The 13,792-nt window shown below is 62.3% G+C and carries 10 protein-coding genes and 1 pseudogene; all 11 read right to left on the bottom strand.

Features of this window, described 5'->3' with window-relative positions; genetic code table 11:
- Positions 1–215 precede the first annotated feature (215 nt).
- A complete protein-coding gene (locus tag IAE77_RS02910; RefSeq protein WP_294221540.1) occupies positions 216–626 on the bottom strand; it encodes a hypothetical protein in 411 nt (136 codons plus the stop codon).
- Positions 627–716: 90 nt separating this feature from the next.
- Complete coding sequence (locus IAE77_RS02905; protein ID WP_294221536.1) at positions 717–1,487, bottom strand: prolyl oligopeptidase family serine peptidase; 771 nt, start codon at positions 1,485–1,487, stop codon at positions 717–719.
- Positions 1,488–1,645: 158 nt separating this feature from the next.
- Complete coding sequence (locus tag IAE77_RS02900; protein WP_294221533.1) at positions 1,646–3,085, bottom strand: Gfo/Idh/MocA family oxidoreductase; 1,440 nt, start codon at positions 3,083–3,085, stop codon at positions 1,646–1,648.
- A 64-nt stretch (positions 3,086–3,149) separates the two neighbouring features.
- Positions 3,150–3,383 carry a hypothetical protein gene (locus tag IAE77_RS02895; protein ID WP_294221530.1) on the bottom strand — a complete coding sequence of 78 codons (234 nt, stop codon included), beginning with the start codon at positions 3,381–3,383 and terminating at the stop codon, positions 3,150–3,152.
- 101 nt (positions 3,384–3,484) lie between these two features.
- Complete coding sequence (locus IAE77_RS02890) at positions 3,485–4,861, bottom strand: DUF1501 domain-containing protein (RefSeq protein ID WP_294221527.1); 1,377 nt, start codon at positions 4,859–4,861, stop codon at positions 3,485–3,487.
- Between the two features lie 8 nt (positions 4,862–4,869).
- Entirely contained in the window at positions 4,870–7,743 is a 2,874-nt protein-coding gene (locus IAE77_RS02885) for a PSD1 and planctomycete cytochrome C domain-containing protein (RefSeq protein ID WP_294221524.1), read from the bottom strand.
- A 106-nt stretch (positions 7,744–7,849) separates the two neighbouring features.
- Positions 7,850–8,539 carry a PIG-L family deacetylase gene (locus IAE77_RS02880; RefSeq protein WP_294221521.1) on the bottom strand — a complete coding sequence of 230 codons (690 nt, stop codon included), beginning with the start codon at positions 8,537–8,539 and terminating at the stop codon, positions 7,850–7,852.
- Between the two features lie 87 nt (positions 8,540–8,626).
- Positions 8,627–9,736 carry an acyltransferase gene (locus tag IAE77_RS02875; protein ID WP_294221518.1) on the bottom strand — a complete coding sequence of 370 codons (1,110 nt, stop codon included), beginning with the start codon at positions 9,734–9,736 and terminating at the stop codon, positions 8,627–8,629.
- A 53-nt stretch (positions 9,737–9,789) separates the two neighbouring features.
- The gene (gene rimO, locus IAE77_RS02870) at positions 9,790–11,148 is read right to left on the bottom strand and encodes a 30S ribosomal protein S12 methylthiotransferase RimO (RefSeq protein ID WP_294221515.1); all 1,359 of its coding nucleotides are present in this window, start codon (positions 11,146–11,148) and stop codon (positions 9,790–9,792) included.
- A 100-nt stretch (positions 11,149–11,248) separates the two neighbouring features.
- Positions 11,249–13,252, bottom strand: a complete 2,004-nt coding sequence (locus tag IAE77_RS02865) for an ATP-binding protein (protein ID WP_294221512.1) — start codon at positions 13,250–13,252, stop codon at positions 11,249–11,251.
- A 31-nt stretch (positions 13,253–13,283) separates the two neighbouring features.
- Positions 13,284–13,792 (bottom strand): annotated as a pseudogene (locus IAE77_RS02860) (hypothetical protein); the annotation flags it as partial.

Raw genomic sequence — 13,792 nt, 5'->3', positions numbered from 1 at the left:
TGGATGGCCGGCCGTCTCGACCTGCAAATCCCTTCAGCTTTTACCCACCCAGCATAGCGAAGCGCCCTTTTTCGCCATGCATGATCGCGCCCATCTGGTGGACGCTTTGAACCAGTTTTTGGAAGTGTTCATCGTTCATGGGTGTAGTGCTCGATAAGTTGTTTCAACAGCTTCAACTGACCTGGGTTCAAATTTTTGCATATTCCGGCGGCTTATCAGGCTTGATGCTCCACAAAATACCCCTGCTTATGCCCGCCCCGCGCGAGTTCAGCGGCTTTGGCCTGGGTGGCGTAGCGGGCGATGAGGAAACGAGCGCCGTTGTCGTCTTCGCGGTAGAGGGCGTGGGGGAGTTCGGTCGGCGGATCTGGTGATGTGGCGAAGGCGGAACGAGGCTCATTCGGCACCACAGCCCAGGCTCCGAGATCATCCTGGCCCCACACGACGCCGAGGCCGGAGGCCACGGTGCGGACCAGTTCGAGTTCCGTCGCTGTTTCACCCGCATCGAGCAGACACGCCTCGATCACCTGATCACTGCCGGGACGGCGGCCGGAGATGGGAAGCGCAGAAACCTCGCAGCCCGGTCCCCCGGGTGCGCCGCGACGATGAAATGGGCCGTGGTTGGACATGGGTAAGACAAGTCGAGGAGGGTTGTGCAAGTCTCTGAATGCAGATGGAGAACGGAGGCAGGGTGCGGATCGAGCACCTCCGACGACCCTTCATTTGGCCTGCTGCAGGACAAAATCGACCAGCTCCTGGCATTCGAAGAAGGACGGGCCGACTTTGTGGCCTTCACCCGGGACGATTTTCACAGTGAAAGAGCCACCGGCAGATTCGTAACGCTCTTTGAGAAGCCTCGTGTTGTCGTCGTAGGGCACCACGACGTCGCTGTCGCCATGCACGGCGAACATGGGCACCTTGTTCGCGGCGAGGCCGGCGAGGTTGTCGATGGGATTGAACTCCTTGAGCCTTGCCACCAGTTCCGGCTCCGGCAGGGCGAAGTCGGCGAGGGTTTGCGGCTTCGAATTCTTCAACGGCCAGCTCGCGAGGTTGCAGACGGGATAGATGCCGACCCAGGCCTTGATCTTGCCGGGATTCCGGAAGGCCCAGGCCAGCGTCATCATGCCGCCGCGACTCTGGCCGAGCAGAATGGGCTTCGTGGAAAAGCCACGTTTCACCATGGTATCATAGAACAGTGTGAATCTCGCCGTGCTGTCCGGTGCTCCGCGCACCTCCCCCTGGTCGAAACCGGCGAGACTGATGCCCGCCTTCATGAAGGCCTCGAAATACATCTTTCGGCCCGCCAGCGACACCCCGCCATTCAGCGTTGGCGCATACCACACCCACGGCCTGCCCTCCGCAGGTTTGGGGGCGGCATACAGCACGGCTTTGTGACCGGAGATGTCGAAGACTTCAGCCGTCTTCGGCGGCGCTTCCTGGGCGGCGCCGGTGACACTGAGCGCGGTGATGAAGAGGAGCAGGTATTTCATGGGTTGTCGATTCGATGACAGATTGAAGGTGGTGCGTCACGAAAAGTCACGATTCTCCGGTGACCCGCGCTTCAGGCGCCCTGCCTCGCATGTGAAGTTGAAGCAAGTGCATGGTCGCGAGTTGAGGGCGAAGGCCACGACGGAGGTCATGCATGCCTTTATGCGAGTTTGTAGCAATCAGCCCACTCGGCGCGTGGGGCCGGGCCTGCCAGCCGTGCATTGGCCTCGTCGTTGCCGATGAAGCGTTTCGTCTGCGGGTCGAACTGGAGATCGACGTTCAGATACTCGGCGATGGTGCCCAGATTCAAGACCTGCGTCAGCACGCCGGCGACGCTGAAAGGCGACTCGGTTTTGCCATTGCCGAGGCAGGCCTGGATGAAGCTTTCCTGATGGCTGTACTTCGTCGGATGCAGGGCCATCGCGTCCTTGAACTCCAGCATCTTGGCGCGTGGATAAACGAGCGAATGGCGGTCATGCGAGCCGCGCTGCACGAGGTAGTCGCCCTGCTTGCGATGCAGCAGGGAGCCGGTGTTGCCGGGATTCGGGATCACGACTTTGCCGTCCGGGCCTGGATCGCCAAACTTCTCAGGGATCTCGATTTTGGTGTCGCCACCGGCTTTCCAATGCAGCTCCACCGCAGGCATCTTCTCACCACGCGCCGGGAACTGGAAAACGATGTCGGAGCTCAGCGGGTAGCTGATTTGATTGTAATCCGCCAGTGCGATCGGGGTGATGCGCGTGGGCAGGCCGAGCTTCAGGTTGTCGTGCGCGAAGTCGATGATGTGCGCACCCCAGTCTCCAAACATGCCGCCGCCATACAGGTGGAAGCCGCGCCAGTTGAACGGGTGATACATCTTGCTGAAGGGCTTCACTTCCTGCGGGCCGCACCAGAGATCCCAGTTCAGCGACTCGGGCTTCGGTTCCTCAGGCGGATAACCCTTCACGAGCGCACGCTCCGCTGCGTTCATGAACCAGAGCGAGGGCGACTTCCACGCGTCGATCTTCACGATGTCATCGACGATGCCCGCCGCGAGCATCTGCTTGAACTGCTCCGCGCCGGCGGAGGTGTGACCTTGGTTGCCCATCTGTGTGACCACTTTGAACTTCTTCTCGGCGCGCATGAGGATCTCCGCCTCTTCAAAGGTGTGCGTGAGCGGCTTTTCGACATACACATGCTTGCCCAGCGCCATCGCGCTGATCGCGGCGGTGAAGTGCGTGTGATCCGGCGTCACCACGCTCACGGCGTCGATGTCCTTGCCCATCTTGTCCAGCATCTCGCGGAAGTCGGTGAAGCGCTTCACGTCCGGGAAGGCCTTCAGGTTCTTCTCCACCCCTCTCGCTGCGACAAAGTCCACATCCGTGAAGGCCACCGGCACGGCGTTGCCTGCCGCGGTCAGTCCTGGAATGACACTGCCCGCACGGCCGCCGACACCGACGCAGCCGAGATTGATACGGCGGCTCGGTGGCAGCTTCGGATTGTCCGCGGCGCGTGCGCTCGTCAGGTAGGCCGGAAGGAAATTGATGCCCAAACCCGCCGCGGCGGCTTGTTTGACGAAACGACGACGGGAGGAGTTGGCGGAGGTTTGTGGGGATGTCATGGGCTGGGAAAATGAGGGTGGATGATGGATTACGCCAATGCCGTTGAGCTATAATTGCTGTACTTTAGTGACCGCACCCGCAGTCTATCAAGTCACCAGATTGCTTAACGACATTGTCCCTATCAGCTCCCAGCTCCTTGGGCTTGAAGCCGCGCTCGTTGAGTTTGTCCAGCGCGTCGATGGCGGCGCTGGTCTCCGTCTTGCCCACGGCCTGATGCACATCGAGGGTGACACACAGGCCGTTGCGGTTGTCCAGGCTGGCGTGCAGGCCGAAAACACGGCTTTGAGGCGCTGCCATTGCAATCAACCGCGCCAGCCCTCGTGATTGCAAGATGTGGACTTCCGGAATGCGAGACTTGGGATAGTGGGACGTCCTCGAAATCGAGGTGTGAGACGCAGTCACGCGATCAATTCGCCCACCACGTTGCCGAACACGTCGGTCAGCCGGAAATCGCGGCCGCCGTGGCGGTAAGTGAGCTTTTCGTGATCGAATCCCAGCAGATGCAGGATCGTGGCGTGGAAGTCGTGCACATGCACTTTGCCTTCGGCGACAGTGGCGCCGATTTCATCCGTGCTGCCATGCACATGGCCGCCTTTGACCCCGCCACCGGCCATCCAGGAGGAAAAACAGGCGCTGTGATGGCCGCGGCCCTTGGTGCCATCGACTCCGGGTGTGCGGCCGAACTCCGTGGTCCATACCACCAGAGTGTCCTGGAGCATGCCGCGCTGGTTGAGATCCCGCAGCAGGCCGGCGACTGGCTGGTCGATGTTTTTCGCATGCTTGGCGTGTTCCGCCATGTCGGCATGCTGGTCCCAGTTGTCACTGCTGCTGCCATCGACGAGCTCGATGAACCTCACGCCACGTTCCGCCATGCGTCGCGCCACGAGGCACTGCCAGCCGAAGCCCTCCGTCTGGCCGCGTTTGAGGCCGTAGAGAGACAGCGTGGCATCGCTTTCCTGATCAATGGCGAAAATGTCACGCGCCTCCGTCTGCATGTGGAAGGCGGTCTCGAAGCTGCGAATGCGGGCCGCCAGGTTTGAGTCGCCCGCACGCGAGCGCAGATGGCGGTTGTTCAGGAGGTCGGCGAATTCGAGCTCCATTTCCTGGAGGCCCTTCTGCTGTGTGCGACGGTCGAGATTGGCCACAGGTTGCTTCCCACCGATGACGCGCACGCCTTGGTGATAGGCGGGGAGGAAGTCGTTGTTGAAGATCTGCGTGCCCGCGTAGGGCATCTGCGGCGCGAGGGCGACAAACGAGGGCAGGTTGCTGTTGGTGGTGCCGAGTCCGTAGCTGATCCAGGAGCCGATGCTGGGCCGCGAAAAGAAGAACGAGCCGGTGTGCAGGCCGAGCGTGGCGTTGTAGTGCTCGTTGTCGTCGCCCTTCATCGACCGGATGACGCAGATGTCGTCCATCAGCTCCCGCAGATGGGGGAACAAGTCGCTGACGAGCGTGCCGCACTGGCCGCCGGGGCGGAACTGCCAGCCGGGTTTCAGCAGCACGCGCTGCTGGTTGGACAAACCACCGCCCACACCGGTCATTTTGCCATCGGCTTTGAACAGCTCGGGCTTGTGATCGAAGGTGTCCATGTGCGAGACACCGCCGTTCGAAAAGATGAAGATCACGCGCGACGCTTTGGCGGTGAAATGCGGCTGTTTGGGGGCCAGCGGGTCGTTTCCATCTTCCGCAAGCAGTTGCGAAAGCAGCCCGGGCATCAGCGTCGAGGCTCCGACGAGGCTGCGCATGATTTCGCGACGGTGAAGATGGCGTGGATTCATGGGCAGGTTCAGTCGAGATAGACAAACTCGTTCAGGCGGAACAAAACACGCACGAGAGAGTGCCAGGCCTCGTCCTGCGGCAGCGAGCCGCCGGCTTTGACGAGGAACCGGGCGGCGACAGCCGCCTCCTCCGCATCCGGCGGCCGGGCGAACAACAGTTCATAAGCCTGGCGAATCCGCGTGCGGTCATCACTGCCCGATTTGACGATGCGCTCCGCCAGTTTGCGCGACTGGTCGTGCACGAGCGGGTCATTGAGCCAGTAGAGCGCCTGGAGCGGCGTGGTGCTGGACAGTCGTGCGGGTGTGCTGGTGCTGGGATCGGCGCCGTCGAAGATGGCGAGGTAGGGATGCCGCTGGATGCGCTGCGTCATGAGATAGACGCTGCGGTGGTTCGTCTCATAGACAGCCTTGAAGGGCTTGTGCTGCGTGAAGCCCCAGTCGTTCTGCGGTGGAAAGGGATGCGGGCCGGCGGGACTGAGATCCAAACTGCCGCCGAGCATGAGCAGCGTGTCGCGCATGCTTTCCGCATCGAGACGACGGCGGGGAAAGCTGCTGAGCCATTCGTTGGCCGGGTCGGCCTCGAGCGCGGCCTCATCGCGCAACGTGCTCATGCGATAGGTGCGTGACAGCATGATGAGGCGATGCATCCCTTTGATGGACCAGCCGCTGTCGCGAAACTTTGCCGCCAGGTAGTCGAGCAGTTCGGGATGCGTGGCAGGTTTGCCCTGTTTGCCGAAATCATTCGGCGTGGGCACGATGCCTTTGCCAAAATGATTCAGCCAGAGGCGATTCGCCATGACCCGGGGAGGCAGCGGATTGTCCCGCGCCATGATCCAGGCCGCCAGTTGCAGACGGCCGCTCGATGAATCATTCGCAGGCAGTTCCTGGCCGCCGAACACGGTGAGAAAATGCCTCCGGACCACCGGACCCGGCTTTGCGGGATCTCCCTTCTGCTGCACAGCCACATCGCCGATCTTGCGGCCTTCGGCCACGGCGTAGGCCAGTTCAAACGTCAGCGGCTTCTGCGCGTGCTGCTTCGCCGCCGCCTTTGCCTGTGCGAGTTCGGCTTCCAGCCTGTTTTTGTCGTCTTTCTTCTCCTTGATCGCAGTTTCCAGCCGTTTGACCTCCTTGTTCAGCCTCGAGCTCTCGATTTCGCGGTCCTTCATCATCTTCGCCGCGGTGTCGAGTTGGTGGCGTGGCACGAGCGGCACGAGATCGCGCTGTTTTTTGTCCAGTTCGATGCCCGGCCATGGGTAGCGCGTGCTGCTGAAGATGCCGTAGAGCGCGTAGTAGTCCTGCGTCGTGATGGGATCGAATTTGTGATCATGACAGCGGGTGCAATTGATCGTGAGGCCGAGAAAGGCGCGACCCACATTGTCCAGCGTGTCCTCGATGGTGAGATGCTGCGGATAATCATCCACGCGCGAGCCAAAACGCCGCGCGTTGGCGATGTAACCCGTGGCAATGACCTGATCTGGCTTCGCATCGGGCAGCAGATCACCCGCGAGCTGCTGCCGCACGAACTGATCGTACGGAAGGTCGCGATTGAACGCGTCGATCACCCAGTCGCGATAGCGATGCATCTGCGGAATGGGATAATCGGAGTTGTCGCCGGCCGTGTCGGCATAACGCACCACATCGAGCCAATGGCGGCCCCAGCGCTCGCCATAACGCGGTGAATCGAGCAGGCGTTCCACTAGATTCTCGATGCTTGATTCTGGATGCTGGATGTAGGCGGCGGCGAACGCCTCCACTTCCTGCGGCGTCGGCGGCAGGCCGGTGAGATCGTAGGTGGCCCGGCGTATGAAGGCATGCGCATCGGCCTCCGGCGCCGGTTTGAGGCCTGCGGCCTCGATTTTGGCGAGGATGAAATGATCCAGTTCGTTGGCGGGCCATGATTTGTCCTGAACCGGCGGCAGCGCTGGTGAAACGAGCGGCCGGAACGACCACCACTCACGCGCTTTGCTCCAATCGATGGCCGATTTCGCCTGCACGACGGCCACGGTGTCGGTCAGGCGTGGATCGGGTGCTCCCATGCGCACCCAGGCCTCGAGAGCGGCGATGACATGCGGCGGCAGTTTCTTCTTCGGCGGCATCGCCGTGTCCTCATGGAGATGACGCACGGCCTGGATCAGGAGGCTGGCGTCGGGATCACCGGGTGTGATGGCAGGTCCGGTGTCGCCGCCTTTCATCACTCCACGGCGCGAATCCAGCACGAGGCCGCCTTTGACCTTCTTCGCAGTGGCGCTGTGACATTCATAGCAATGCTCTGCCAGCACCGGGCGGATTTTGTTTTCAAAGAACGCCGTCTGCTCAGGTCCCGGCGTCTCGACAAACGCGCCTGTGTGTGACTCGGGCAGGGGGCCGTCGCCTGCCCACAACTCCACGCCCGAAAGGTTCGCGGCACCATGGCTGGCGGCCCGTGCGGTCACGACGAGTCTTCCATTCACGCTTTGTGCCGGCCAGGGGCCCAAGCGCTTCCACATGCCCTCCGTGCCGCTTTCAAAATCCGCCAGCGTGGTGACACCGTTCACCAGGAGGCTGAAGCGCTCGTTGTGATTGTCCTCCCAAACGTAAAGCACCACCTGGCAGGGGCCGTCCGGCACGTGGGAGAACTCGATGTCCACCTTGTCGCCCCAGACGCTGCTGCGGATCATTTGCGTGCGGGCCGCGTCGGTCGGCGGTTTGAGCCGGACTTTCTGGTTCTCAAAGGTCTTGCCGGTGGTCTTCACGTCCTTTGCGTCGTTTCCGGCCTCCCAGGCCCGGCCGTCGATTGTCAGTGGCGGGCCGTTGAGATTCACGGCACGGTGCAGCCTCGCCTCGGTGGCGCTGGCAGCTACGCCGGGCCATGCAAAAAGAAGCAGGAACGCAGACCATCTCATGGGCGGCCCCTCTTCGTGCAGGACAGCGTGCATCTTTCACCGCAGGCATTCAAAATGAGGCTGCAGGACCTTTCTGGAGTCGGAAACCACTGGTGCCACGCCGGTGTCACCAATCCTCGCGGACGACCGGCCGCACGCTCTTCATCGCCTCGGCGTATCGGGCGCCGCAGGCCAGGCCACGGTAGCGGGAGAGCACCGCCTTGGTCTCCATCGCCGCGTCTGCCTTGGCCGGGTCGTAGGGTTCATTGCGCACGTAGGCCATCAGCCGGCCCAGCCACTCGCTGGCGGCCGGCCATTCGGCGGAAACATCGACATACGTGTCCGGTTCGAAGCCGATCGTGTGGCCCGGGCCGTTGTCATACCAGAAGACACGGGAGGGACTGCGCACGTCATCACGGCCGAGCAGCCGTGCGGGCTGGTAGAGCGCCGCGTGGCAGATGGCGCTGGCGGCCTCATGGTCCGGATGGCGGTCGCGCGGCCACAGCATGAAGGCCGTGTCCGGTTTCACATCCGCGACGACCTCGGCCACGGCACGCTTTGTCTCCAGCGTGGGCTCGAAGCCCATGCTCTTGTAGGGCAGAAAGCGCATCTCCATGCCACGCTCGGCCGCGAGTTGCTTCGACAGCTCCAGCAGGCCCTGCTCACGGCCTTTGACCGGCGGCCAGTTCGTGTAGTCGCCGATCAGGCTCAAGATGACCACGCGCTGATGCTTTTGAACGGCCCGCAGCAGCGTTCCAGGAATGCCGAAGGGACAGTCGTCGTAGTGTGCGCCGATGGCGAGGAGGGTGCGTGTCATGGTGCGTGCGAATACGTTCCACCCGGACGGCTTTATGCGCCGGCCCGCCCCAATCGTTCGCCGCGCAGATGCCTTCCCCACAGCATTTTAAATGCTCGCATTTCCCTCGGCGCTGTCCTTTGGCTTCGGCGATTGACGTGCGTTCAGGCACCACTGGAGGGCTCGTTGCAGCGGGGCTTCAAGCCAACGGTGCACAAGGATTCCGATTCCCAACGTTCCCGCAGCCAAAAGCACCAAGCACAGGCTCGTAAACTGCGAACTTGCCTGCCAGCGATCGTTCATGAGACGTAGCACTCCGAACAAGACCAAACTATGGGTGAGGTAAATGGCGTAGCTGGACTTGGCCACCAACTGCAAGGCACCAGGCATCACAAATGCGACTTTGCTCCGCTCCCAGCAAAAGAGGCCTGTGACGATCAGAAACGAAGCTCCGCCCCAGACAATTCTCCGCACCACCTCCGGGGACGCCTTCAGCATCGGTTCTGCGGTCATGGCAATGATGAGGAGGGCAGCGCCGGCCAGCATGACGGCGGCCCCACTGATTCTCATCTTTCTATCCGGTGAGATTTCCGCCAGCAGGATTCCGGCGATGAAATCAAGGAAGTAGGGATGCAGGGCAAACCCTGGCAGCCACCTGGATGGTGTGATGCATGCCGCGCCGTAGATGAGGATGGCAACAGCCCAAAGACCGAGAGTGGCCAGCCTGATCCGCCTGGAAAAACAGAGCAACACAGACCATGCCGCGCAGAAAACCAACTCAAAGCTGAGCGTCCAGGCCGGCAATATGACCGGATAGCCCGGAGCCGGGAGCAGGGTGTAAGACCGCAGTATCTGGAACAAGTCCAATCCTTCATGCCGTCCGAAGAGGTCGAAGGCATGCATGGACGCCAACTTGACGGTGGTCAGCACCCAAAGAAGCGGAAGCAGACGACGCAGCCGCCAGCCCAAAAACTGAAGGCCAGATGGTCGGGATTCGTGCCCCCGCCCAGTCCTCCAGGCGGCAAAAAAACCACTCAGGATGAAGAACAAATCGATCCGGAAATCGCCGAGGCTAAAAAGCCCGCCTGCAAAATGCAGCCCGAGATACTTTCTGGCGAGAAAGGTCTCATGCTGCAAGAGCACCAAACTTACGGCCAAAACCCTCAATCCATCGAAGGAATGAAGAAAATGTTTGTGGGATGGCGTGACTTTCTCCATTGAGCACAGCCGTTCATTACTCTTCGTCAGGATTTAGCAGAGAGTTCCCACGGCTATGCCGCCACGAGGTCGTATCCGCGCCATTCCTTGATCTTCACGTCAGCAAAGGAGCCGACGGGCAGCTTTTTGTTCACGAAAACGGTGGTGTCGATGTCAGGGGCGTCGATCTGGCTGCGGGCGACGCCGGGTTCCTCGACGAGGACGCGGACGGTCTTGCCGACCTGCGTGGTGTTGTAATGCTCGACACCGCGCTGGATGGCGCGCATGGCCTCGTTCCAGCGGGCCTTGCGGGTCATGTGATGGATCTGGTCGTCCATGCTGGCGGCGCGGGTGCCTTCCTCGCGGGAGTAGTTGAAGACACCAGCTCGCTCGAATTTGCTGTCTTCGATGAACTGGAGCAGCTCGTTGAAGTCGGCCTCAGTCTCGCCGGGGAAGCCGACGATGAAGGTGGTGCGGATGGCGATGCCAGGGATGCCGGCGCGGATTCGCTTGAGCAGATCGCGAATGTAAGTGCCGTCCGTCTCGCGCTTCATGAGGCCGAGCATGCGGTCGCTGATGTGTTGCAGCGGCATGTCGATGTAGCGGGCGACTTTGGGGCTCTCGGCGATGGCCTGGATGAGATCATCGCTCCAATGCGCCGGGTGTGTGTAGAGCAGGCGGATCCAGAAGTCGCCCTCGATCTTGTTCAGCTCGCGGATGAGGGTGGAAAGGGATTCACCTTTGCTCGAATCGACGCCGCTGCGGGGTTTCGGGCGTTCTTCGGTCCACTTGTCCATGCCGAAGTAAGTGGTGTCCTGGGAGATGAGATTGATCTCCTTCACGCCGCTGGCGATGAGCTGGCGGGCTTCCTTGACAATGCTCTCCTGGGTGCGGCTGCGATGGCGGCCGCGGATGCGGGGGATGATGCAGAAGGAGCAGGGGTGGTTGCAGCCTTCGGCGATCTTGATGTAGGCCATGTGCTGCGGCGTCAGGCGGAAGCGAGGCGTGTCGTAGTCGGGGATGTACTGCGGCTGCTTGGTGACGAGGTTTTCCTGCTCGTGATCCTTCACACCCACGAGATTCTGGATGATCGGGGCCACCTGGGTGATCTGGTCGAGGCCGATGAAGGCATCGACTTCCGGCATCAGGCCGGGCAGTTCCTGGGAAAAGCGCTGCGAGAGGCAGCCGGCGACGATGATCTTCTGCTTCGCCCGTTTTGTGGAGCCGGAGCGGCCGTCCACGGCGTCATGCACGGCACCGACGCTCTCCTTCTTGGCCATGTCGATGAACGAACAGGTGTTCACGATCAAAACATCGGCGAGGTCCGGCTCAGGCGTCATGACCATGCCCGCCTGCTGGAGGTGGCCGATCATGATTTCCGAGTCGATGAGGTTTTTCGCGCAACCGAGGGAGACGAGGCCGACTTTGATCATGGGGGCGCGGATTCTACTGCCTTTCCGGGTCCCGGAAAGAAGAAAGATGCCGCCCGGAGGCGGCATCTGTCGTGGATTTGGAGCTGGGAGGCCTCACGGATCAGGAGGCGAGCATGGCCGGCTGGGCCAGCGGGGTGCGGCTGGCCTTCAGGTCGAAGGCCGGTTCGCTGCCCTGGGGCTTCTGCACGGCTTTGGCGAGAGCTTTGCTGAGGCCATCGAGGGAGTAGGGCTTCAGCATGATGTCCACGGGCGGCGGGTGGCCCTGGCTGAGGATCATGAACTCATCCGGATCGATGACGAAGCCGCTGCAGACGACGACGGGCACGTCGTTGCCCACGGAGCGCAGCTCCTTGAAGGTGTCGCGGCCGGAGAGCTTCGGCATGTAGATGTCGAGCAGGACGGCGTCGATCTTCTCACCGCTGCGCAGGATGATGTCGAGCGCCTGCTGGCCATCGCCAGCCTCCAGGACGCGGTAGCCGAGGAAGCCGAGCATGTTGGTGGCGATGGAGCGCACGGGAGCCTCGTCGTCCACGACAAGAATGGTGGTCTGGCCGCCAGCGGGTGCGGCGATGGCGGGGCCGTTGTCCACCGGGCCTTCATCGTCGAGTTGCTCAGGATTGAGGACGCGGGGCAGGAAGACGCGGAACTCACTGCCACGGCCGAGTTCGCTGTCGAACTCGATCCAGCCGCCGTGGTCGCGGACGATGTCCTGCGCGGTGGAAAGACCGAGGCCGGTGCCGGTGCTGCCGTTTTTGGTGGTGAAGAAGGGCTCGAAGATGCGCTGGCGGTGCTCTTCGGAGATCCCGCGGCCGTTGTCGCGGACGACGAGCATGACGAAGTCGGACACCTCGCCGCCTTTGGCCGGATTGCGATGGGTGACGTTTTCGACGGCGATTTCGATGACGCCTTTGTCGGCGGGCAGGGCATCGCGGGCGTTGAGGCAGAGGTTGAGCATGACCTGCTCGACCTGGGTGCCGTCCGCCTTGACGTAGGAGGGATCCATGCCGCCGCGCATCTGGATGGTGACGCGTGGATCGACGCTGTGCTTGAGGAGATTCTGCACATCGGCCAGGAGGCGCTTGAGATTGGTCGTCTTCCGGATGCTGGTGCCGGTGCTGCGGCGGGAGTAGCCGAGGAGGGATTTGACGAGTTCGGCGGCACGCGTGGTGGCGTGGTTGGCGTTTTGCAGCTTGTCGCGCACGGCGGCGGCGTTGGAGGCTGGGGTGAGTTCGGCCAAGGTGAGGTTGCCGCGGATGGCGGTGAGCAGATTGTTGAAGTCGTGGGCGATGCCGCCGGCGAGCTGGCCGATGGTGCCCATCTTCTGCGATTCGCGGAGCTGGTTTTCCAGCACACGCATCTCGGAGCGGTCCTTGATGATCCAGATGCGGCCGATGACCTCGCCAGCGTCGGTGCGCATCGGATTGGAGCGCAGCGAGAACACCCGACCGTCCGTGGTGGCGAACGGGGCGGTCTCATCCTGGCCGTCAAGGCTGGCGGCGGCCTTCTCGATCCAGCCGGTGACGGCGTTTTGATCCTGGAAGCGCTCCGTGAGGGCAGTCAGGAGGCGTTTGGCATCGCGGCCGGCGGCTTCTTCGACGGGTTTGCCGAGGAGATCGTCAAGCCGGGAGTTGGACGCGATGATTGAGCCCTGGGCATCGACGACGGCCACGCCTTCGTCACTGGCGGAGAAGAGGCCCTGGAGGGCGGTGAATGCCTCACGCAGGAGGCGCTCGGCGTTCAGCAGGCGCTGGGCGGTCTGGCAGGCATGCTGCTCGGCGGCGTTGAGGGCCTGGCGCTGCTTGGCGAAGATCATGTTGATGTCGCAGCGCAGCTTCCAGAAGTCGGAGGGCAGCCATTCGGCGGACTGGGCGTCGGGAGGCACGCCACGCAGCACGGCGGTGGTGCCTTTCATGACTGCGGTGGTCGGTTTGAGCAGCCAGCCGGAGATGAGGTAGGCCGCCAGGAAGACGCCACCACCCAGCAGGACGCCGGTGATGCCGAAAAACCATTCTAGGGGCTGGCCCATCATGCGGGTGGCTCCCATGGCAGGCAGGAAGCCGAACAGCCATAGCGGGAACAGGATGCGCAGTCGCAGGGAGTTCATGTCGGGAGGGGGTGGTTTGGCGGAATGGTTGTCAGTTGGCGTGAGTCGGGACCGGGGCCGGCGTGCGGCTGATGATGCGCTGCATGCAGTGTTCCACAGCGGCGTTGAGGTGGTTTTCCAGCCACACCTCGACCTCGCCCCGGAGTTTTTGCAGGCTGGACTGCGTCGTATGGTCGTCGGAGCTCATTTTGTGCTCCAGCCGGTCAATGCGGTCGCGCAAGGCGCTGACACTCATGGCGATACCGAACACGTCGTTGCGAAGCTGATCGAGCTGGGACGACCACTCATGCAGGGCTGCGGTGTCGGGCCTGCCGGGGGCCGTGGGCTGGACGACTGTTGCCTGCATCGCGTTGGAAAGGTGAGCGGCGATGGCTGGCGGATGCGCTGCGGGGCGCATGTTGGGAGAGGGCGCGGGCGGGAAATGGGCGGCGGCCAGTTTCGGCAGGTCGGTGACCGGACGGGCGGGCGGAACCAGTGCAGGAGGCGTGAAAACATTCCCCGGAGTGCCCAAAAGTGGCTCGGTGCTGACGTGTCCGGGGC

The sequence above is a fragment of the Prosthecobacter sp. genome (assembly GCF_014879935.1).
GTDB lineage: Bacteria > Verrucomicrobiota > Verrucomicrobiia > Verrucomicrobiales > Verrucomicrobiaceae > Prosthecobacter.
Note: the sequence above shows the minus strand (reverse complement) of the source record. Positions and strands in the feature narration are given on the sequence as shown.

Excerpts from the sequence above, each read along its gene's own strand:
- rimO (WP_294221515.1), bottom strand. The coding sequence starts at position 11,148 with ATGATCAAAGTCGGCCTCGTCTCCCTCGGTTGCGCGAAAAACCTCATC.
- IAE77_RS02880 (WP_294221521.1), bottom strand. The coding sequence starts at position 8,539 with ATGACACGCACCCTCCTCGCCATCGGCGCACACTACGACGACTGTCCC.
- IAE77_RS02875 (WP_294221518.1), bottom strand. The coding sequence starts at position 9,736 with ATGGAGAAAGTCACGCCATCCCACAAACATTTTCTTCATTCCTTCGAT.
- IAE77_RS02905 (WP_294221536.1), bottom strand. The coding sequence starts at position 1,487 with ATGAAATACCTGCTCCTCTTCATCACCGCGCTCAGTGTCACCGGCGCC.
- IAE77_RS02865 (WP_294221512.1), bottom strand. The coding sequence starts at position 13,252 with ATGAACTCCCTGCGACTGCGCATCCTGTTCCCGCTATGGCTGTTCGGC.
- IAE77_RS02885 (WP_294221524.1), bottom strand. The coding sequence starts at position 7,743 with ATGAGATGGTCTGCGTTCCTGCTTCTTTTTGCATGGCCCGGCGTAGCT.
- IAE77_RS02895 (WP_294221530.1), bottom strand. The coding sequence starts at position 3,383 with ATGGCAGCGCCTCAAAGCCGTGTTTTCGGCCTGCACGCCAGCCTGGAC.
- IAE77_RS02890 (WP_294221527.1), bottom strand. The coding sequence starts at position 4,861 with ATGAATCCACGCCATCTTCACCGTCGCGAAATCATGCGCAGCCTCGTC.
- IAE77_RS02900 (WP_294221533.1), bottom strand. The coding sequence starts at position 3,085 with ATGACATCCCCACAAACCTCCGCCAACTCCTCCCGTCGTCGTTTCGTC.
- IAE77_RS02910 (WP_294221540.1), bottom strand. The coding sequence starts at position 626 with ATGTCCAACCACGGCCCATTTCATCGTCGCGGCGCACCCGGGGGACCG.